The following is a 21,207-nucleotide window of genomic DNA, read 5'->3' on the forward strand; positions in this document are numbered from 1 at the left end:
TCCTGAAAAGGACAAATTGAATTTACAGACCTTTTTGTTTTAGCCATGCAAAGAGTTGTTGGTAGACATTTTCACGGACAGATTTTTCAGATAAAACCAAGTCATGTAAGCCATTGTGTATTTTGTTGACAGTGACATCACCTTTGATTTTTTTGGCATATTTTTCAATATGTTTTACATTCAAAATCACATCACTATTTTGTGCATCTTTATGCCATTTTTTTGGGTTTTTGGTTTGATGTGAATGCATGACCAAAGCAGGGATATTCAGCTGGACGCCCTGATGGATTTCTTTTTGCGCTTCAAAAATTGCCCGTACAAAACTAAGTCGAACCATCGGGTAAGAGGCTGGTTTCCATTCCAGATTAAAGTCCCATTCACCATGCATGCTTTTGTGCAAACTTGCCACATACCATTTATTCAGTTCACTTGGAAATTTTAAATCGGGGCAAATTTTACCCACACGACTTAAATTGGGAACCCCTAATTTCTTCTTGATCGGGTGCATATTGAAGTCGTAAAAAGGGCTATTTAGCCAAAGTGCTTTAATCAGCGGATGATCAGGATGATGTGCCGCATATAAAGTTGTGGTTAATCCACCGGTAGAATGTCCACACAGCAGTACAGTATCGTGTCTTTCCGCAGCAATGATATCCAGTGCTTCGGTGATTTCAGCATCATATTCAGCAATCTCGCGCAGGTTATAATATTTTTGATGGGGCAGATGAGAGCGCCCATATTTGCGTAAGTCGAGTGCATAAAAGTCGAAACCGTGTTGGTTAAATTGTTCCGCCATTTCAGTTTGAAAAAAGTAATCGATAAAGCCATGAATATATAAAACGGCTTTTGATGTGGATTGTTCGGCTTTCTTACGGACTAAAGTCGCGGTGACTTGTCCCTCATAATCGTCAGGGAAATTTAAGGTGGTTTGTTCATAACCTAAACCCAGTACATCAAGTTGATAAAGTGGTTCGGTAATTTGTTTTGTCATTGTTCTGCTCATTTGGAATTATGAATTTTCTATTATCCTTCATGATGAGCCTGAATTTGTCAAATGAAAATAAGATGAAAAAACAACCTATATTCTTACTCTTTAATCAAGAGGGAATATAGGTTGTTCAATAGTGCAGTTAAATAGGGAGAGAAAACTTACACCGCTGCTTTAAAAATATCGACCACTGGAGCATTTGCCTTTAATGCTGCTTTAAAGATACTGACCACTTGAGCATGTGTTGCTTTGCGTGGGTTGGTTAACATGCAGGCATCTTTTTGTGCATTTTCAGACATCACACTCAGGTCTTGCTCTTTCACGCCAAGTTCCGACAAGCTTGAAGGAATACCAATCGATGCTGATAATTCACGAATGGCATCAATCGCTGCATAAGCTGCTTCTGTTACGGTTAGTCCAGCAGTGTTGACACCCATTAATTGTGCAATTTTGGCATAACGATCAGGACAAGCAATCAGGTTAAATTCACATACATGCGGAAGTAAAATGGCATTACAGACACCGTGAGGCAGATTGTAGAAACCACCCAATTGGTGTGCCATCGCATGTACATAACCTAAAGATGCATTGTTGAATGCCATACCAGCCAGATATTGTGCATAGCTCATTGCATCACGTGCTTCAAGGTTTTCACCATTGGCAACAGCAGGGCTTAGCCATTCACTAATCATGGTAATTGCTTTTTCAGCACAAGCATCGGTAATTGGCGTTGCCGCAGTGGATACATAAGCTTCAACGGCATGAGTCAGTGCATCCATACCTGTTGCTGCTGTCAGTGCTGCTGGTTTTGCAACCATTAACTTAGGATCATCAATTGCAATAAGCGGGGTACAACGCCAATCGACAATTGCCATTTTTACATGGGTGTCAGTATTGGTGATAATACAGAAACGTGTCATTTCTGAAGCGGTACCCGCCGTAGTGTTGATGGCAATGAGCGGTGTCATTGCAACGGTGCTTTTATCAATGCCTTCATAGTCACGGATATGACCGCCACCCGCAGTAACCAAGCCAATACCTTTGGCACAGTCATGCGATGAACCCCCACCTAAAGACACGATAAAGTCACAGCCTTGTTCATTGTAGGCTTGAACACCATTGTGTACATTAATATCGGTTGGGTTAGGTTCTGCGCCCGGGAAAATGTGGCAATCAACGCCTGCTTCTTTTAGGTAGGCAGCAATGGTGTCAGCAACCCCAAATTTGAAAAGCCCTGCATCTGTCACAATGAGCGCTTTTTTTGCACCTAAATTTTGTGCTTTAGCACCAATTTCTTTGGCACAACCTGGACCAAAAAGAGAAACACAAGGAATATAAAAACCGTTTGTTTGATCTGCAATATTTTTAAAAGCCATGGTGCGATTCCTTCTACCATCATTATGTTATCGGTGACCCTCACCGTAAATTGAGTATCAAATGAACAGAGAAATAATCCTACCTACCAAACACCTACCATTAAAAAAATATTGATTTTAAATGTATTTTTTAATGATAACGGGATAAGAAAATAGAGATTGATTGAAGGTATGGCAACATGAAAATTGTGATTCATTAGAATAATTTTTAGCGATTTAAAGCGTGATCAATATGCCAAACGAATGAAAATACATACCTCATGCTTTGAGTCCATGATCGAAAATCATAAATTTATCATGACTGTTTTAAAAGCCTACTTTCTTTTATGTTATTCTTAGAGCAACTCAATTTCGATTAAAATGAACGATTAAAAAAATGAGGGACTGGAATTATATTTTATAAAGGATAAAAATTTTACTGTGATTGATGATTTAAAAAATCATGGCTTTAGAAATAATAGAAAATTTGAAGATGTAATATAGCTCGCTACGTTTTTGAATCAATTGACCATAATTCGTAGAATAAATAATATTATATACATCTGATTTTTATATTAAATTAGTAAGGGGTGGGTATGGACGTTGCACATAATAAAGATGCAATATTATTGTATGGAATACATAAAGTTTTACTTAATGAATGGGATCCTTTAGGAATTTGCCGCAATCCTTCAATGCGAGATGAGTATGAGGATTATTTGCCGAAAATTTTTAAAATGATTCGCGATCATTCAAGTGAGTCTGAAATTTTTGAATATTTATGGTGGGTAGAGCATAAAGTCATGGAACAAAAAGGCAATAAGCAACACACCTTACGCATTGCGAGTTTACTTAAAAAATTGTAAATGAAATAATAAATGCATAGTTTATATCAGATCAAGTCGTCAGTTTTTTGCATCAAATATGCATGTTTTAAGCTAAAAAAATATTATATCCAACATACGAATATTAATTTTTTGAATAAAATGAAGCCCATTCATTTGACGTTTTTTTTTGATTAAATCTCACCATCCGTGCTTCTTAAACAGCGTTAAAAATACACATCTATTGATGAAAAAAAACCGGTGCATTTACACCGGTTTTAATGTTTAGAATTTCTTTTCTAGGGTGATTAAAACACTTGGAATGGCTTGATTGATTCGTGACTCATACAGACTGCCATCAGTTTGATCGGTTAAGCGCTCTTTATAATCTGTACTTAAAATATTCCGTGCATTAAGTGTGGTCGCCCAACCATCGGTAAAGCGTTTGGTGATACTGATATCCATATTCACCCGTTCATTGCTGGTGCGATTATAGGGTTGATTATCCAAAGCACGGGTAAATTCAGGCACATAGTTCAAATTGACACTGGTTGCAAGCTGCCAAGGCTGATAGTTATAGGATAAGCCTGCACTTGCAGTATATGGTGCAACATCACTGACTAAGCGTTGTTGATGGTTTTCATCCTCAACTTTGGCGCGTACCGTAGAGAGTTGTCCATTCAGCATGAATGAATTTCCCCGTTTGGTTTGTTTTAGTGCATAGCGACCCGAAATTTCAACGCCATACGTGGTGGCATTGTCTTGATTTTGTGGACGCTCTACAAAACGTGAACCTTCCTGACGAATGACTTTTTCGATGTAGTCTTCAATTTTACGTTGATATGCTGTGATATTGATACCGCCTGATGGCGTGTTGTAGCCTAAAGTCGATTCAAATGCGGTAATTTTTTCAGGACGTAAATTAGGGTTACCACCACGATCTGGGTTGTTGAGGCTACCTGCATCGCTATCGGTAGAAACCGAAACGGTCGGTAATAAACGATCTGTTTTAGGACTGAGGAAAGCTTGGCTAATATTGGTTTGTAATGACCATGTATCATTAAAGTCAAAACGGTGTGCCAAGACAGGGCTTAAATGATGATCACTATATTCAACTAAACCTGAACGGTTGATCCATTCTTGACGAGCACCCAAAGTTACCGTTTGGCGGTCTGTAAATTTCCAACTGCCTTCAGCATACAGTGCGTAGAGTTGTTCATCTAAACTTTGACTGACATTGCTGTCGAGTTCATTGGCACGTGCATCTAGACCAAATTTAAGTTGGCGAGTTTCATTGAACTTTCGAACGCCATCATAGCCAATAGCGTATTCATTGATGCGTTCATCGCTATAGGTGTTTAATAAGGATGATTGAGTCGATTCAGTTTCATTTTGTTGTTCAACGGATAGACGCAGCTTATCTGAATTGCCTTGGTCTTTACGCTCGTAACGTGTGTTTAAACGGAGACTGTCATTTTGATCATTTTGAACTTGGTCGCCACGAACACCCGCACTTTCATTGTTACGATAGAATAATTCAGCAACCAATTTTTGTTGATCATCTAATTCATATTCAAGGCGTGGTGACAACATTTGCGACTTGCGTTGTGTCATCCGTTTTTGTTCACGTGTCTGAGTGCTGGTTTGGGTCTGGGTGATCGAGGTGCTATCATTCCACATTTGATTGGCGGAAAGGCTATATAACCACGGACTATCACGACCATCGAGTTGCACACTAATATTTTTACGTTCTTCTTCTTTTTGATCTGATTTTGCCAAACCATATCCGACACGGGCATTACCGCTTAAACGTGTATGATTAAGCGGTTGTTTTAAAATAATATTAATGACTGCCGAAGATGCTACAGAGGCTTGAGCCACACTCGGCTGTTTGGTAATTTCAATTCGTTCAATCATGTCGGGTGTTAAGCTATCAACGATCGACATTCCGCCACGTGGACCACCTTGAACTGCTTCACCATTAATTAAAAATACCGGTGCACCGCCACCACGAAAACGCATACCTGAAGCACCACCACCACCTCGTGGACCTTGTCCGGGTGTTGGCATCTGGAAACCCGCGGCTCGGCGTAAAGCATCATTGACTGATTGATCACCAAATTGCAGCATTTCCTCACGCGTGACAATGGTTTTCGCCACGGCACTGATGTCAGGATCTTTCGTTGTATTGGCTGTGGCTGCAAATTTTAACGTTGCCAAAGTTTGTACTGGCTGGGCTTGAGAGGGCGCACTGTCTGTTGTCGTTGTAATACTGTCAGCAGCCCATGTTGGGGACATAAAGGTGAATAATGCACAACTTAATGCACTTAATTTCCAACGCGCTTGTATGCGTTTCATTATTCGATGTTCCGTATGTAATTTTGCGTAAGATAACGTACAAATGTGAAGAAAATTTGAGGAAAATGGCGAAACCAAAGATAAAAGGTAATTTTTATGGATAAATATGCTGAAAATGAGTCATTTAACCTCAGTACGTTGTGGTGATGAATCGTACTCAGGCAATGCTAAAATTTTAAGCTTGAAAAGATAAAATACAGTTTTGGCTCATTTTTTCGAGATCTGTTTCACTAATAATCAGTTTGTCCCATTTCACCATTTGCTGAATCAGCCATTTAAAATCTTCAATTTTAGGCTGAGGTGAATCATCGACAAAATGACGGATAATATTTTGAATAGAATGGAATTTTTGTACATGAACAGTATTGGAACATTGGAATTGAACAATGTTGAAGTCCATCAGCATTTGCCAAACTTCCGTATAGTCATCTAAATATTTCAGTTCTTGTTGTGCTTTTTGAATGGCTTGGGTTAAAGCGCGGTGTGTATGGGGATGTTGTAAAGCCCAATCGGAGGTGACTGCCAAAACTTTATCGGCAACTTTCGGCATAATGTCTTGGCTCGATGCCACAATTTGGCTGACACCGATTAACTCACCTTGCGTATTCCAAGGTTCACCCACACAGAAACCGTCAATCACATGATTGCTTAAAGCTTCAACCATATAGGGAGGGGGAAGTGTGACCAATTTGATGTTTTGTGCGACATCAAAATTGACCAATGCTAACCATTCTCTTAAACAATAATGATGAATCGACTGTTTAAACACATGTGCCAATTGAATGGGTTTTTGTTCTAGGATGGCTGTGACTATTTTTTGTGCCGATTCTTGCATGTTATCTTGTGTCGTAATATTGAGCTCAAAGCATAATTTTTGACTCAAACTAATAAATGCACGATTTTGGCTTAAAACTAAAGCGGTTTGTAAGGGAATGCCAAGTTGGTCTTCACCCAAAGCTGCGGCAGGAAGCATGGCAGATAGACAATGTGCCGCATCCAAAAAGCCAAATGCCAGCCGATCTCTTAAACTGGCCCAAGAGGCTTCCTTGACCAAAGAGACATCTAAACCCACTTCATCAAAAAAACCACGCTGCTTTGCCCAAAGAATGGCAACACAATCGAGCAGAGGAATGTAGCCGATTTGGATTTGAGTTTTTTCTAAATCTGTCATGGCCTAGTCCTTTAATTGGTTCTGTAACAATTCTTGAGCATCTAATAAACGCCGTGCCATTTCGCCCATCGTCATGCGATGACTCATGGCATTTTTGCGCAGCAGTTGAAAGGCTTGATCTTCAGTTAAGGTATGCAATTGCATGAGTAAGACTTTGGCTTTTTCCACATCTTTACGGTCTGCCAGTTTATTTTTGGTGTCTTCTAAATCACCCAGTAATTTTTTATGTTTTTTAAATTGTTCAATTGAAATTTCTAAAATACTTTCTAGTTTGGTTGGGTCAATACCATCCACAATATAAGCGGTTACACCTGCATTGATGGCACTTTTGATGGTGTCTTTATGGCTATTTTTGGTAAACAGCACCGTGGGTAAATCGAATTGGCTGACACAACTTTCGATAATGTCGCGGTGTGGGTGGTCCATATCCAATAAAATGACGTCGGCATGCAATTGTTTTAAACGGAACATACTTAAATGGTCGATTGTGAGACAGGCGACCACATCGAAATGATGTTCGATCAGGGATGCTTTTATATAATTGGCACGTTCTTGATTGTCATCAATGAGTGCGATTTTGAGTTTTGGCATATTGGTCAAATATCATCAGGTCAAACCTGAAAGCAAAGTTATTTGTAATATAAAGCAATTAAAATGCCAAAGTTATGAAACTTATATTAATTCAATAAAAATCATACATAAAACGAGGGTGTTATCTAATAGCGCACTGTCTTGATGCAAAAATGCGCTACAAGGAAGCACAATGGCAAGCTCTGTTCTTCGATCTGTTGTTATTCAGATGAAGCCTTGAACGGACGGTTAGGGATAAAAAACGGTAAATTAAATATAAAATTTGATAAAAAACATAATCTTAAAATATTTATTTATATGTTGGCATAGTCATTGCATAATTCCTTGTGAGTCAAAGAAGACTCTAAAAATTTGTAAGACGGCCAACGATGTCCGTTCTGATCGAATCTGGTGTGCAGCAATCCGCATAGCAGATAAACCAATACGTTCAGTTCAGGAAGGAGAAGGCTATGTCTTCAAATTTAAATGCTAAAAAAGCAACAAAAATAAATCTTTTCAACTTCAGTAGCGCAGCGATGAGAGCCTTCCATATGAGTTGGCTCGCTTTTTTTGTTTGCTTCTTTGCATGGTTTGCCTGCGCACCACTGATGCCTGTTATTGCCGGTGAGTTCCATTTAACCAAAGACCAAATTGCTAACATTAACATTGCCGCGGTGGCAATCACCATTTTAGTTCGTCTGATTGTTGGGCCGCTGTGTGATAAATATGGCCCACGTAAAACCTATACGGCTTTACTGATTATCGGCAGTATTCCAGTCTTTGGTGTGGCATCTGCCAACAGTTATGAATCCTTCTTATTCTTCCGCTTACTCATTGGTGCGATTGGTGCCAGCTTTGTAATTACTCAATATCACACCAGTATTATGTTTGCACCCAATGTAGTGGGAACAGCGAATGCTGCATCAGCAGGTTGGGGAAATGCAGGCGGTGGTGCCACACAAGCCTTGATGCCATTAATGCTTGCAGCCTTGGTGATGTTCGGTGTTGAACAAGCGATGGGTTGGAGAATTGCGCTGATTGTACCGGGTCTGATGATGCTGATTGTCGGTGCAATGTATTGGAAATTTACCCAAGACTGTCCACAAGGCAACTTTAAAGAACTGCGTGCACAAGGCATTCAAGTCGGTAGCGATAAAAAAGGCGGTATGGCAATTCTCATGCACGCTGCGCGTAACTACCGTGTTTGGATTTTATTTGGTGCTTATGCAGCATGTTTCGGAATCGAAATCTTCATTCATAACATCGTAGCAATGTACTACGTCGAACACTTTAGCTTTGGACTAAAAGAGGCAGGTTTAGCCGCGGGGATCTTTGGTTTGTTGGCACTGTTTGCCCGTGCTTTAGGTGGAATTGTCTCAGACAAAGTCGCAACTAAAAAGGGTCTAGATGGTCGTACTAAAGTACTGTTCGGTATGATCCTGATGGAAGGTTTGTTCTTAATCTTATTCTCACAAATGAATACCGCAGTTCTGGCAATTTTGGTTATGACCGTATTCGCACTCTTTACCCATATGGCATGTGGTGCAACGTATGCACTGGTTCCATTCATTGACCGTGATGCTTTAGGTGGTGTCGCAGGCATCATTGGGGCAGGTGGTAACGTGGGTGCAGTCGCAGCAGGTTTCTTACTCAAAGGTATGCTCGATATTCAAACTTGTCTCATGTTCTTGGGTGGGTTGGTGGTGATTGCAGCGAGTTTTGTTCTGATGATCCGTTTCTCGGTAGAACATAAAGAAAAAGAGCAAAAGCTGTATGAAGCTGCGGTACTTGAACGTAACAGTGTGGCTGAAGCTCAACAATAAGCTGAATAGTTAAAAGGGAATTGAGGAGAAAGAATATGAAATTGGTAATGATTGGTCATGGCATGGTTGGGCACAAATTCATTGAATCTGTATTAGAGTATGCAGGAGATGAGGTTGAAATCACCATTTTGGCGGAAGAACCTCGTTTAGCGTATGATCGCGTCCATTTAACTGAATATTTCTCAGGAAAATCAGCTAAAGATCTCACCCTTTGCCGTTCAGATTTTGCTGATGCTTATGGCATTGATCTACGCTTAAATACCAAAGCAACTGAAGTTGATACTTTAAATAAAACAATCACCACCAATCATGGTGATGTGATTGGTTATGACAAATTGGTATTGGCGACAGGTTCATATGCTTTTGTTCCTCCAATTCCGGGTAATGAGCGTGAAAACTGTTTTGTTTATCGCACCATTGAAGACTTAGACGCTATTCGTGCTGCAAGCTTAAATGCAAAAACAGGTGTGGTAATTGGTGGTGGTTTACTGGGTCTTGAAGCTGCGAAAGCATTACGTGATTTGAACTTAGAAACCCATGTGGTGGAATTTGCACCCCGTTTAATGGCAGTGCAAATTGATGATTTGGGCGGTAAGGTTTTACGCGCAAAAATCGAAAATTTAGGCGTAAAAGTTCATACTCAAAAAGCCACACAATGTATTGAAGCGGGTAGTAATACTACGCATGTGATGAAGTTTGGCGATGGTTCTGAACTTGAAACCGATATTGTCTTATTCTCCGCAGGTATTCGCCCACGTGATGAGCTGGCGCGTCAAAGTGGACTGGCGATTGGTGAACGTGGCGGAATTGTGATTAATGATTACTGCCAAACGTCAAATACAGACATTTATGCAATTGGTGAATGTGCGCTTTGGCAAAATAAAATTTATGGCCTAGTGGCACCGGGCTATGACATGGCACGTATTGCTGCAAAGCATGTCATGGATCAGAGCTGTAACGAGTTTGCTGGTGCAGATATGAGCACCAAACTTAAACTCATGGGGGTTGATGTTGCCTCGGTCGGTGATGCACATGCCATGACGCCAAATGCACTGAGCTATTTTTATGCCGATGAAGCGGCCATGGTCTATAAAAAGATTGTGGTCAATAGCGACAAAACCAAGTTGTTGGGTGCTGTTTTGGTCGGCTGTGCCAAAGAATATAACGACTTATTACAAATGATGTTGAATGGATTGGCTGTTCCAGAGCAACCAGAAAGCTTGATTATGCCGGGCTTTGAACAATCTTCAGCAAAATCGGGTGGTAGCGGTGTCGACTTATTGCCAGATAGCGCAACCATTTGTTCATGTAATAACGTCTCTAAAGCAGATATTTGCAGCGCCATCAGTGATGGTTCAACATCGCTCGGTGCACTGAAAAAATGTACCAAAGCCGCAACAGCGTGTGGCGGTTGTGCACCTTTAGTGACACAAGTGTTGAAGTCTGAATTACAACGTCAAGGCGTAACCGTTAACAACCATTTATGCGAGCATTTTGCCTATTCACGCCAAGAGCTGTATCACTTGGTTCGTATCAATGAAATTAAAACGTTTGATGATTTGATTGGGCAGCATGGTCATGGTTTAGGCTGTGATATCTGTAAACCAACCGTGGCGAATATTTTAGCGTCTTGCTGGAATGATTTTGTACTCAAACCAAGTCATGCAGGTCTTCAAGACAGTAATGATTATTATCTGGGTAACATTCAAAAAGATGGTTCTTACTCTATCGTGCCACGTATTGCAGGGGGTGAAATTACGCCTGAAGGTTTAATCACCATTGGTCAGGTCGCGAAAGATTATGGTTTATATACCAAAATCACGGGTGGGCAGCGTATTGATTTATTTGGTGCACAAGTCCATCAACTGCCTGAAATTTGGGAAAAATTAATTAATGCCGGTTTTGAATCGGGCCATGCTTACGGTAAGTCTTTACGTACTGTTAAATCGTGTGTCGGTAGCACGTGGTGCCGTTATGGTGTCGATGATTCAATGGGTTTAGCCATCTTTTTAGAAAATCGCTACAAGGGTTTACGTTCTCCACACAAACTCAAAATGGCGGTCTCTGGTTGTACCCGTGAATGTGCCGAAGCGCAAAGTAAAGATGTGGGTGTCATTGCCACTGAAAAAGGCTGGAATATGTATGTTTGCGGTAATGGCGGGATGAAACCACGTCATGCTGAACTGCTGGCTTCAGACCTTGATACTGAAACTTTAATTCGCTATATCGACCGATTCTATATGTTCTATATTCAAACAGCAGATCGTCTGCAACGTACTTCGGTATGGCGTGACAATCTAGAAGGTGGTTTGGACTATCTTAAAGCTGTGGTGGTTGAAGACTCTTTAGGACTTGCGACTGAGTTAGAACGCCGTATGGATCATGTGGTCGGAACTTATCAAGACGAATGGCGTACTGCGGTTGAAGATCCTGAAGTACGTAAACGTTTTAAAACCTTTATTAATGCAAAAGCTGAACAACAGAATGATCCGCATATTCAGTTTGCTGCTGAACGTGGGCAAATTCGCCCAAAAACGACAGTGGAACGTGATCCAACTCGTATTCCTGTAGTAGAAGCCTAAGCATTTGTGATTAAAGGAGAATAAATATGACGATTTTAAAAGAAATGAATGCGACAGATGAATTGGACTGGATTGAAATTTGTCATTTAGACGACATCACGCCAAACACAGGTGTTGGAGCAATTGTTGAAGATCAACAAATAGCCTTGTTCCGTATCGGTCATGAAAAACGTGTTTACGCCTTAAGTAACCAAGACCCATTTAGTCAAGCCTTTGTCATGTCACGCGGGATTTTGGGTGATTTACAAGGTGAACGTGTGGTGGCATCGCCTATTTACAAACAGCATTTTAGTTTAGCCACAGGACGCTGTTTGGAAGACAAAAACCAAAAACTGTTGGTGTTTCCAAGCAAAATTGAAGAGGGGCGTGTTTTTGTTAGCCCAACCGCACAAAAAACCTATATTACCAATAATGGTACTTCGCAAGAAAAGATGAAATTGGTCTTGGTCGGGAACGGTTTAGCAGGGATGCGCTGCCTTGAAGATTTACTGGATATGGCGCCAGACCGTTATGAAGTGACCGTGATTGGTGAGGAACCTTGGGGTAACTACAACCGTATCATGCTTTCACCCGTGTTATCGGGTGATAAAAGCATTGAAGATATTATGCTGCATCCGCATGCATGGTATAGCGATAAAGGGATTCACTTTATTGCAGGTGATGCTGCGGTGAAAATTGACCGTCCACGTAAGCAAGTCTATACAGAAAAAGGCATAGTGGTCGATTATGACCGCTTGATTCTTGCCACCGGTTCTAAGCCCTTTATTCCACCGATTAAAGGTTCAGATTTAAAAGGTGTATTGAGCTTCCGTGATATTTATGACGTGAATACCATGCTGGAGTACTGTAAAAATAAGAAAAATGCAGTGGTGATTGGTGGCGGATTACTCGGGCTTGAAGCGGCTTATGGATTAAAACAACGAGGCATGAACGTCACCGTATTACATTTGATGGATCGTATTATGGACCGTCAACTGGATGCACGAGCAAGTGCTTTGCTGAAACAAAGTATAGAAGCCAAAGGGATTCCAGTCTTGACTGAAGCCAATACTGAAGAATTGATTGGTCAAGACGGTCATGTGAGCCAACTGCGCTTAAAAGATGGCACGGTATTAGAGGCTGATTTTGTGGTTTTTGCTGTCGGGATTCGTCCAAATATGGCACTGGCACAAAGCGCGGGCTTACGTTGTAACCGTGGCGTGATGGTGAATGACACCATGCAAACCTTTGACCCGAGCATTTATGCTGTGGGTGAATGTATTGAACATCGCAATCAAACCTTTGGCTTGGTTGAACCGCTATGGGGACAAGCGTTTATTTGTGCCTCACATTTGGCTGAACATGGTAGCTTAACTTTTAAAGCACCGACCGTTCCGACCCAACTTAAAGTCAGTGGTTGTGATGTATTTTCCGCAGGTAACTTTGAACCCGCTGATGATTATGAAGATATTATTTTGAATGATGAAAAACGTCATATTTACAAACGTATTATTATTCAACAAGATAAAGTGATTGGTGCGGTATTGTTTGGTGATACCGAAGATGGTGCATGGTATGCAGAGTTAATTGCAGATCAAACGCCTATTTCTTCAATTCGCAATAAATTGTTATTTGGTAAAGATTTTGCATTAAAACAAGCAGGTTGATTATTGAGTGTCAGCCAGTGCAAGGTAATTTAATGATGAGTTGTTTATCAATCTCCCCCTAATCCCTCTTTAAGAAAGAGGGGAACAATCTAAAATTAAAATTGTGATTAAATTTTAGATACTCCCTCCTTTTTAAAGGAGGGTTGGGGAGGATTAAAAAATGTGAAGCGATCGTTATGGAATAGTGGCTACGTAGGATGAATCCAATTCATGCCACTTTGAGTATCAAATATCCATAGCTCATTTAAGTAGAAGTAAAGTAGGTGTGGGAGCATAAATGAACAATATTCCCGTTGTGGAACTTGAAAGCTCCACAGAATTATTGACGAAAATGACAAATACCACCTGTCCTTATTGTGGTGTGGGTTGCGGTGTGACTGCAACCGTACAAGAGACAGCGTTAGGTCAAAAAGTGACTGTTGAAGGGGATGTGAACCATCCTTCGAATTACGGCAAATTGTGTATTAAAGGCAGCAATCTGGCGGATACTTTGGGCTTAGAAAGCCGTGTGCTTGAGCCGATGATGGGGCGCAAGATAAATCGTCAGGCAGCAACTTGGGACACGGCTATTTCGAGCATTGCCAATAAATTTCAACAATGTATTGATCAATATGGTCGTGACAGCATTGCCTTTTATGTTTCAGGTCAGTTGCTGACTGAAGATTATTATGTGGTGAATAAGTTCGTCAAAGGTTATCTCGGAACAGCCAATATCGACACCAATTCACGTCTTTGTATGTCATCGGCAGTTGCTGCACATAAACGTGCTTTTGGCGAAGATATTGTCCCAGCAAGCTATGAAGATTTTGAACATGCTGACATGGTGGTGTTGGTGGGTTCAAATACGGCATGGTGTCATCCCGTATTGTATCAACGCATTATGAAGGCCAAAGAACAACGGGACTTGTTTGTGGTCGTGATTGATCCACGGTTTACCAGCACCTGTGAAGCAGCAGACTTACATTTACCGATTTTACCGGGACAAGATGTCGCGTTATTTAATGGTTTGTTACAATACCTGTCGAAAAATGGTCATGCTGATCAAGCATTTATTGCTGAGCATACCCAAGGTTTAGCGCAAGCACTGGCGCAGAGTGAAAGTGAGTCTTGCATTGAAAATGTAGCGACACGCACAGGAATTTCTGTCGAAAAATTGCAGACTTTCTATGAAAAATTTGCCAATACTTCAAAAGTGATGACGTTGTTTTCGATGGGGGTGAATCAATCTTCGCAAGGGGTCAATAAAGCCAATAGTATTACCAACTGCCATTTATTGACTGGAAAAATAGGTAAATTGGGTGCTGCACCATTTTCGATGACAGGACAACCGAATGCCATGGGTGGGCGTGAAGTGGGTGGGCTGGCAAATATGTTGGCGGCGCATTTAGAACTGGACAATGAAAACCATCAACAATTGGTGCAAAACTTTTGGCACAGTCCGCATATTGCCAAGCAAGCTGGCTTTAAAGCAGTTGATTTATTTCATGCGGTTGAAAGTGGCAAAATTAAAGCCATTTGGATTATGGCAACCAACCCTGTGGTCAGTTTACCCGATGCTGATCAAGTAAAACGTGCTTTAGAGCAATGTGAATTTGTGGTGGTTTCTGATATTTGTATCGATACCGACACCACGCAATATGCTGATGTGTTATTACCTGCACTAGGTTGGGGCGAAAAAGAGGGTACAGTCACCAATTCTGAGCGTCGCATTTCCAGACAACGTGCCTTTTTAGCGCAGCCAAGTGAGGCAAAGGCGGACTGGTGGGCCATTAGTCAGGTGGCAAAAAAATTAGGGTTTGATGGTTTTGATTTTAAAAATAGCCATGACATTTTCTTAGAGCATGCACGATTATCATCAGATCAAAATTCAGATCTAGCGCAGCGCAGTGAAACACCGAACTTTCGTTATTTTAATTTAAACGGTTTAACGGATTTAACCGTAAGTGAATATGACGAACTGAAACCTGTGCAATGGCCAGTATGGACTAAACAGCAGCCAGAGGGCGCGGTGGCACGACTGTATGCTCAGGGGCAATTTAGCCATGCTGATGCTAAAGCCAAATTTATTGCCATTACCGCAATCAATCCCGTCAATTCAGTGTGCAAAGAATTTCCTTTGGTTTTAAATACGGGACGGATTCGTGACCAATGGCACACCATGAGCCGTACTGGTTTATCTGCCAATTTAAGTACCCATCGTGCAGAGCCGTATTGTGAAATTCATCCACAAGATGCGTTGAAATATGGCGTTAAAGATGGTGAATTGGTTGAAGTGAAATCGAAATGGGGCAATTGTGTATTACGTGCGATGGTCAGTGATGATATTCGCCGTGGACAAGTCTTTGCACCGATTCACTGGAATGACCAAGTGGCGTCCGATGCCCGTATTGGCAAAGTGGTGAATCCTGTGGTCGATGCCATTTCAGGTGAACCTGAGTTTAAACATACGCCGGTGATCATCCATCCATTTTATAGCCAATGGCAAGGCGTGTTTTATGTGCGTCAAGGCTTTGAAAAAATTGTGCAATCTTCAATTGAAGACACCGTGTGGTGGACTAAAATTATGACTGCCAAAGCCACGCGATATGAAGTGGCGGATCGTAAAAAATTCACCCAAACCACTGAACATTTAAAAGAACTCTTACCGTTTCAGGATGAAAGTTTTGAATGGCTCAATATTGAAGACCAAACTGCGCATATCAGTCATAGTGTGGTACTGAAAGATGGTCATTTGATTGCAAGTTTATATATTGCACCTAAAGCGTTATTGCCAGATCGTGATTGGGTCGCAAGTCTGTTTAAACGTGAACGATTAAGTGCCATACACCGTAAAGCCTTGCTTGCAGGACAGCCGATGTCGATGGCCAATAATGAAGGGCCATTGGTCTGTAGTTGTTTTAAAGTCGGTAAAAACCGCATTATTGAAACCATTAAAAGCAAAAATATCACGGATGAGAAGCAAGTCACAGCATGTTTAAAAGCGGGGGGCAATTGTGGTTCGTGTTTACCTGAAATTCGTGGCTTGATCAAAGCCTGTCAAATGGAGGCGGTTGAATGAAAAATAGCGTTAAAAATTCAATTTATCCCGATACGGACTTGGTGATTTTGGCGGGCGGACAGGCACGGCGGATGAATGGTCTGAATAAGTTACTACAGAAATTTGATGATCAAATTCAGCTAATCAAAATTCATCAACAGCTTAAATCTGATGTTGCACAAGTATGGATCAACAGCCATCGGGATGATTCAATTTATCAAAAAATAATTCCCAGTATTCATTGTTATCAGGATGATGAACAGGGTTTTTTAGGTCCACTAATGGGAATGAAAAGTGCATGGTCGCATGTACAGGCAGACTATGTGCTGTTTGTACCCTGCGATGTGACCTACATTCCCCCAAAAGTCATTTTGAAATTGCATCTGGCTTTGGCTAAAAATAGTTTGGCAGAAGTGGCTTATGTAGAAATGAATGGCACAGCACTGTACCCATTTTGCTTGGTTAAGCGCAGCAGTTTAGCCAGCTTTACCCATCACCTTGAGCAAAAACAGCGCAGTTTGAAGCACTGTTTTGCAGATTTGCACGCTCAAGTGGCACATTTTACCAATCATGCCTTATTTTTTCACAGTATTAACTCGCCAGATGAGTTACAACAGCATCAACAGATTAAATTTCTGCATTAAAGTTTAATATTTCACCTTTAGCACAAAGTTGGAACACTTATTGCAATTCTAATAATAACAAGATTGGGCGATTCAAAGCTTGTGCACACTATATGTGCAGTGACCACAAAATGCCTGAAGATGGATATTCAACATGAATATGATGACAGAACTTAAAAGCAATGCATTATTTGTCGATCAATTTGGTCGTGGTAAGCGCAAACTGCGCATTTCAGTGACGGATCGCTGTAATTTTAAGTGTGTCTATTGTATGCCTGAACATCCAGAATGGATGAAAAAACACGACTTACTCAGCTTCGAGGAACTCTATCAATTTTGTGACTTTATGGTGCGCCGTGGTATTGAATTTATTCGTATTACTGGTGGCGAGCCACTCATGCGTCAGGGCGTGGTACATTTTGTTGCACAACTGCAAAACTTAAAAAAGCTTGGGTTAAAACGTATTTCCATGACCAGCAATGCACATTATTTAAAAAAATATGCCCATGATTTAAAACGTGCAGGATTGGATGATCTGAATATCAGCTTAGACAGTTTGGATGCGACTCAATTTAAACAACTGACTCAAAAAGATTTGGCACCTGTACTCGATGGAATTCGGGCGGCTCAAGCGGTAGGGTTGCCAATAAAAATTAATAGCGTATTAATGAGCGGTATAAATGATAATCAAATTTTGCCTTTGGCACGTTGGTCAGTTCAGCAGCAAATTATCTTACGTTTTATTGAATTTATGCCACTGGATGGGGATCGAAAATGGTCGACTGAACATGTGGTCAGTGAGCAACACATTTTAAAAACTTTAGCCACTGAATTTGCAGTGACCACGCAAGCGCATGATTCAGCTCAGGCAACTTCAAATCCAGCCAGACAATATCTGATTAATGAACATCCGATTGGCATTATTTCCACCATTACCAATTCATTTTGCGGAACGTGTGATCGGGTCCGCTTAACCGCACAGGGTGAGTTTTATAATTGTTTATTTGCTCCTCAAGGTTTGAATCTTAAAGCTGAAATTAAAGCATTCGCTTCATCGGAACCTTTGAGTGAGGTGAGTTTAAATGGTGCTTTATCTGGCTATATCTGGAACAAAGAACAAGGTTTTCACGCCATAGAACAGCGCTTGAACAGTCAAAGCTTAGTTAAAAGCAGTCGAAAAATCAGCATGCATATGCTTGGAGGTTAAGATGTCACAGATCAAAATTAAAATTGAAGCCTTTGGTGCAGTAGAGCGACAGTTACCGCAAAATTTAGAAATCATATGCAGTCTCAACAGCACAATTACGGATGTCTTGGCTCAAGTTGGGCAAGCCTATCCAGCGGCTTTTGCCATGATCGAACGCTGTGCCTGTGCCGTGGGTGAGGACATTATTTCACGTCAAACTCAGCTTAATTCGGACAGTACTTTGGTGCTCCTTTCGCCCGTGGCCGGAGGTTAAAAAATGGACTTATTGAAATATTTTTCACGGATTCAAGACACCGCTTTAACGCTAGAAAGCTTTGATCAGATTCAGCATTTTCCTGAATGTGGTGGGATTGGTGTTTTTATTGGTACGGTACGTAATCATCATGAAGGTAAAGCGGTTAAGGCGCTGAAATATACCGCTTATGCACCGGTGTCGGAAAAAATGATTCGCCAAATAGAGCAGGAAATTCAAGCCAAATATAATGTGTCCTATGTACGGGTGATTCACCGGATTGGCGCTTTAGACATTGGTGAAAAAGCCATTATTGCGATTGCGTATGCAGCCCATCGCCGTGAAGCCTTTGCCGCTTGTGAAGAAGCGGTAGAACGGGTTAAACATGAAGTTCCTGTTTGGAAAGAGGAATTTTATATGGATGGCAGTAGCCAGTATGTGGAAGGCTGTTGTATTCGTAAAGATGAAGTAGACCATAGCTCCGCATCTCAGCATTCCTTGCAACATTCTTTACACACGATACAGCAATCTGAATATGAAGATCATCTGTATTGTCATCATTAAATTGAAAATGATTGATTGAACACATTAAAACCAAATTCAAGCACAGGAATACACAATGAAAAATGTAGGGATGAAAGCAGAAAGCTACCGAACAGCGGTGGCAACTGGAATTCTGCATGCACCGCCACATTGCATTGAGTTATTACGCAATGGTAATACTGAAAAAGGCGATGCACTTAAAACTGCACGGATTGCGGGAATTCTAGCGGCAAAACGTACCGATGAGCTGATTCCACTGTGTCATCCATTGCCGATTTACCGTGCCGATGTGGACTTTGAACTTTTTGAAAATTATGTCGAAATTATTGCCACGGTAGAAACCATTGGGCCGACTGGCGTAGAAATGGAAGCATTGACTGCGGTCAGTCTGGCAGGTTTAACGCTTTATGACATGTTAAAACCGCATTGTGAACCTGAAGATTTATCTTTGGATCAATGTAAATTACAAAAGAAAAAAGGGGGCAAGTCACACTTTACTCGTGCATTAAAAGAAAGCCTGTCTGCCTCTATTATTGTGCTATCCGATACTGTGGCAGCAGGCAAAAAACCAGATACAGCCGGGCAAAATGTCTTAGAAATTTTACAAGAAGCCAATTTTTCAAATATTGCTTACCAAGTGATTGCAGACAGTCCTGAACAATTATTGGCGTTGATTGAACAGCAAAAAAATCATTATCCTTTAATTTTAACTGTGGGTGGCACAGGTTTAGGGCCTAAAGACTTAACCGTAGAAACCATTCAGCCTTTATTAAAACGTGAAATTCCGGGCTTGATGGAAGCTTCACGTAGTTTCGGACAAAAACGGACACCTTATGCCGCTTTAAGTCGTGGGGTGGCGGGTTATATCGACCATAGCTTGGTGATGACGTTACCGGGCAGTCGCCAAGGTGCGCAAGAATCCTTGATTGCGATCCTTCCAGCCTTGGTACATTTATTTGATGTGCAAAAAAATATTCCGCATCAAGGTGGCTATCAATGAATAACATCGTGTCAGCATGTGGAGCAGAGCAGGGCTTGATTACAGTTGATCAGGCTTTGGATTTAATTCGAGATAAAACTCAAGTTTTAGCGACTGAAAACCTTAAGTTAAATCAGGCTTTAAGCCGCTATTTAGCAGAAGATGTTTATTCCAGTATTAATCTACCTTTATTTTCCCAAAGTGCCGTGGATGGTTATGCTCTTTCTGCACCGTCGACAATTGAGCCGAATCGCTCATTTGCATTGGTGGGGGAAATTCAAGCAGGTCATGACTCCGAATTGCAGTTAACACAGGGACAGGCAGTTCGGATTTTCACTGGTGCAAAAATTCCTTTGGGCACCACGACTGTTGCGCGTCAAGAAATTGTCAAAATTATCGATTCATCCCATATTGAAATTACAGAAAGCTTAAAAGCCCATGTTGATATTCGGGATGTCGGTGAAGAAATTGCTGTGGGTGACTTACTGGCAAGTTCAGGGCAGCAACTCTCTGTCGGCGCAATAGCATCGTTAAGTATGGCAGGTATTCAAACGGTCAATGTTTTTCAGTATCCCAAAGTCGCTGTAGTGATTACGGGCGATGAAGTCGCGGCTTCAGTGGAGGATTTTGCAGCGGGTAAAATTTTTGATGCTAATGCACCTTTAATTCAAGCGTGGTTTCAGCAGCAATCGCAACAGGTTGAAATTTTCCATGTGGCAGATACTGAACATGCGGTTACAGCATTAATTCAAACATTATCTAAAAGTCATGATCTTATTTTGACCACGGGTGGTGTGTCGGTGGGAGATTATGATTTTATTCGACCCGTCACATTAAATTTAGGTTTTGAACAGATCTTCTGGAAGGTTAAACAAAAACCGGGTAAACCCATCTTTTTTGCCACTTTACAAAGAGCAGACCATTCAGCTTGTTATTTACTCGGTTTACCGGGAAATCCCGCGGCTGTTTATATGGGGATGCAAATTTATACTTCGACTGTGCTGAATGCCTTGCAAGGACAAAAGCAGCCACCCAACTGGTTTAGCGCAGTATTGACACATGATGTAAAAATGGATGCTCGAGAACGCTTTTTAAGGATGTCAGCCAGTTTTGACCAGTCTATTCTCAAAGTGAAAAGCTTATCTAAGCAACAGTCGCATATGCTGAGTAATTTAATGCAAGCCAATTGCTTAGTGAGAATACCTGCGGGACAAACAATGCTTGCGGGTCAAATTGTGCAAGGTCTATTTATTGGCTCATGAGGAAATG

Annotated in this window: 16 protein-coding genes; 11 read left to right on the top strand and 5 right to left on the bottom strand. The window is 41.1% G+C overall.

Features of this window, described 5'->3' with window-relative positions; genetic code table 11:
• Positions 1-22: 22 nt before the first annotated feature.
• Positions 23-991, bottom strand: a complete 969-nt coding sequence (locus F994_RS15960; protein ID WP_004651649.1) for an alpha/beta hydrolase — start codon at positions 989-991, stop codon at positions 23-25.
• A 158-nt stretch (positions 992-1,149) separates the two neighbouring features.
• Positions 1,150-2,364, bottom strand: a complete 1,215-nt coding sequence (mdh, locus tag F994_RS15965; protein WP_004651650.1) for an iron-dependent methanol dehydrogenase — start codon at positions 2,362-2,364, stop codon at positions 1,150-1,152.
• A 575-nt stretch (positions 2,365-2,939) separates the two neighbouring features.
• Here mdh and F994_RS15970 point away from each other — a divergent pair.
• The gene (locus F994_RS15970) at positions 2,940-3,209 is read left to right on the top strand and encodes a hypothetical protein (RefSeq protein WP_004651652.1); all 270 of its coding nucleotides are present in this window, start codon (positions 2,940-2,942) and stop codon (positions 3,207-3,209) included.
• A gap of 243 nt (positions 3,210-3,452) precedes the next feature.
• Here F994_RS15970 and F994_RS15975 read toward each other — a convergent pair whose 3' ends face one another.
• From F994_RS15975 to F994_RS15985, 3 genes are all read right to left on the bottom strand, one after another.
• Positions 3,453-5,525 (bottom strand): TonB-dependent receptor plug domain-containing protein, encoded by a 2,073-nt coding sequence (locus F994_RS15975; RefSeq protein WP_004651653.1) that lies wholly within the window; start codon positions 5,523-5,525, stop codon positions 3,453-3,455.
• Positions 5,526-5,700: 175 nt separating this feature from the next.
• Positions 5,701-6,696: an ABC transporter substrate-binding protein gene (locus tag F994_RS15980; protein ID WP_004651654.1), complete on the bottom strand. Its 996-nt coding sequence runs from the start codon at positions 6,694-6,696 to the stop codon at positions 5,701-5,703.
• Positions 6,697-6,699: 3 nt separating this feature from the next.
• Positions 6,700-7,287, bottom strand: coding sequence for an ANTAR domain-containing response regulator (locus F994_RS15985; protein ID WP_004651655.1), 588 nt, complete (start codon positions 7,285-7,287; stop codon positions 6,700-6,702).
• 449 nt (positions 7,288-7,736) lie between these two features.
• On the opposite strand from F994_RS15985, the gene F994_RS15990 reads away from it, so the two are divergent.
• The 10 genes from F994_RS15990 (at position 7,737) to F994_RS16035 (ending at position 21,200) form a co-directional block, all read left to right on the top strand.
• A complete protein-coding gene (locus F994_RS15990; RefSeq protein WP_004651656.1) occupies positions 7,737-9,089 on the top strand; it encodes an MFS transporter in 1,353 nt (450 codons plus the stop codon).
• A 35-nt stretch (positions 9,090-9,124) separates the two neighbouring features.
• On the top strand, positions 9,125-11,671 hold the full coding sequence (nirB, locus tag F994_RS15995) for a nitrite reductase large subunit NirB (protein WP_004651657.1): 2,547 nt from the start codon (positions 9,125-9,127) through the stop codon (positions 11,669-11,671).
• A 26-nt stretch (positions 11,672-11,697) separates the two neighbouring features.
• Positions 11,698-13,317, top strand: coding sequence for a nitrite reductase small subunit NirD (nirD, locus tag F994_RS16000; RefSeq protein WP_004651658.1), 1,620 nt, complete (start codon positions 11,698-11,700; stop codon positions 13,315-13,317).
• Between the two features lie 277 nt (positions 13,318-13,594).
• A complete protein-coding gene (locus tag F994_RS16005; protein WP_004651660.1) occupies positions 13,595-16,375 on the top strand; it encodes a nitrate reductase in 2,781 nt (926 codons plus the stop codon).
• Positions 16,372-16,998 carry a molybdenum cofactor guanylyltransferase gene (gene mobA, locus F994_RS16010; RefSeq protein ID WP_004651661.1) on the top strand — a complete coding sequence of 209 codons (627 nt, stop codon included), beginning with the start codon at positions 16,372-16,374 and terminating at the stop codon, positions 16,996-16,998. The genes F994_RS16005 and mobA overlap by 4 nt, the downstream gene beginning before the upstream one ends.
• Before the next feature lie 133 nt (positions 16,999-17,131).
• Positions 17,132-18,184, top strand: coding sequence for a GTP 3',8-cyclase MoaA (moaA, locus tag F994_RS16015; RefSeq protein WP_004651662.1), 1,053 nt, complete (start codon positions 17,132-17,134; stop codon positions 18,182-18,184).
• Position 18,185: 1 nt separating this feature from the next.
• On the top strand, positions 18,186-18,437 hold the full coding sequence (locus tag F994_RS16020; protein WP_004651663.1) for a MoaD/ThiS family protein: 252 nt from the start codon (positions 18,186-18,188) through the stop codon (positions 18,435-18,437).
• A gap of 3 nt (positions 18,438-18,440) precedes the next feature.
• Entirely contained in the window at positions 18,441-18,980 is a 540-nt protein-coding gene (locus tag F994_RS16025; protein WP_004651664.1) for a molybdenum cofactor biosynthesis protein MoaE, read from the top strand.
• A 55-nt stretch (positions 18,981-19,035) separates the two neighbouring features.
• Entirely contained in the window at positions 19,036-19,959 is a 924-nt protein-coding gene (gene moaCB / locus F994_RS16030) for a bifunctional molybdenum cofactor biosynthesis protein MoaC/MoaB (RefSeq protein ID WP_004651665.1), read from the top strand.
• Positions 19,956-21,200, top strand: a complete 1,245-nt coding sequence (locus F994_RS16035; RefSeq protein ID WP_004651666.1) for a molybdopterin molybdotransferase MoeA — start codon at positions 19,956-19,958, stop codon at positions 21,198-21,200. Before moaCB ends, F994_RS16035 begins: the two co-directional genes overlap by 4 nt.
• Positions 21,201-21,207 lie beyond the last annotated feature (7 nt).

It is taken from the genome of Acinetobacter bohemicus ANC 3994, from assembly GCF_000367925.1.
GTDB lineage: Bacteria > Pseudomonadota > Gammaproteobacteria > Pseudomonadales > Moraxellaceae > Acinetobacter > Acinetobacter bohemicus.

What these genes read in the sequence shown, in the direction of transcription:
- F994_RS16020 (WP_004651663.1), top strand. Translation starts at nt 18,186, where the DNA reads ATGTCACAGATCAAAATTAAAATTGAAGCCTTTGGTGCAGTAGAGCGA.
- F994_RS16005 (WP_004651660.1), top strand. Translation starts at nt 13,595, where the DNA reads ATGAACAATATTCCCGTTGTGGAACTTGAAAGCTCCACAGAATTATTG.
- F994_RS16035 (WP_004651666.1), top strand. Translation starts at nt 19,956, where the DNA reads ATGAATAACATCGTGTCAGCATGTGGAGCAGAGCAGGGCTTGATTACA.
- F994_RS15975 (WP_004651653.1), bottom strand. Translation starts at nt 5,525, where the DNA reads ATGAAACGCATACAAGCGCGTTGGAAATTAAGTGCATTAAGTTGTGCA.
- F994_RS15980 (WP_004651654.1), bottom strand. Translation starts at nt 6,696, where the DNA reads ATGACAGATTTAGAAAAAACTCAAATCCAAATCGGCTACATTCCTCTG.
- F994_RS16025 (WP_004651664.1), top strand. Translation starts at nt 18,441, where the DNA reads ATGGACTTATTGAAATATTTTTCACGGATTCAAGACACCGCTTTAACG.
- F994_RS15970 (WP_004651652.1), top strand. Translation starts at nt 2,940, where the DNA reads ATGGACGTTGCACATAATAAAGATGCAATATTATTGTATGGAATACAT.
- mobA (WP_004651661.1), top strand. Translation starts at nt 16,372, where the DNA reads ATGAAAAATAGCGTTAAAAATTCAATTTATCCCGATACGGACTTGGTG.
- moaA (WP_004651662.1), top strand. Translation starts at nt 17,132, where the DNA reads ATGAATATGATGACAGAACTTAAAAGCAATGCATTATTTGTCGATCAA.
- nirB (WP_004651657.1), top strand. Translation starts at nt 9,125, where the DNA reads ATGAAATTGGTAATGATTGGTCATGGCATGGTTGGGCACAAATTCATT.
- F994_RS15990 (WP_004651656.1), top strand. Translation starts at nt 7,737, where the DNA reads ATGTCTTCAAATTTAAATGCTAAAAAAGCAACAAAAATAAATCTTTTC.
- moaCB (WP_004651665.1), top strand. Translation starts at nt 19,036, where the DNA reads ATGAAAAATGTAGGGATGAAAGCAGAAAGCTACCGAACAGCGGTGGCA.
- F994_RS15960 (WP_004651649.1), bottom strand. Translation starts at nt 991, where the DNA reads ATGACAAAACAAATTACCGAACCACTTTATCAACTTGATGTACTGGGT.
- nirD (WP_004651658.1), top strand. Translation starts at nt 11,698, where the DNA reads ATGACGATTTTAAAAGAAATGAATGCGACAGATGAATTGGACTGGATT.
- mdh (WP_004651650.1), bottom strand. Translation starts at nt 2,364, where the DNA reads ATGGCTTTTAAAAATATTGCAGATCAAACAAACGGTTTTTATATTCCT.
- F994_RS15985 (WP_004651655.1), bottom strand. Translation starts at nt 7,287, where the DNA reads ATGCCAAAACTCAAAATCGCACTCATTGATGACAATCAAGAACGTGCC.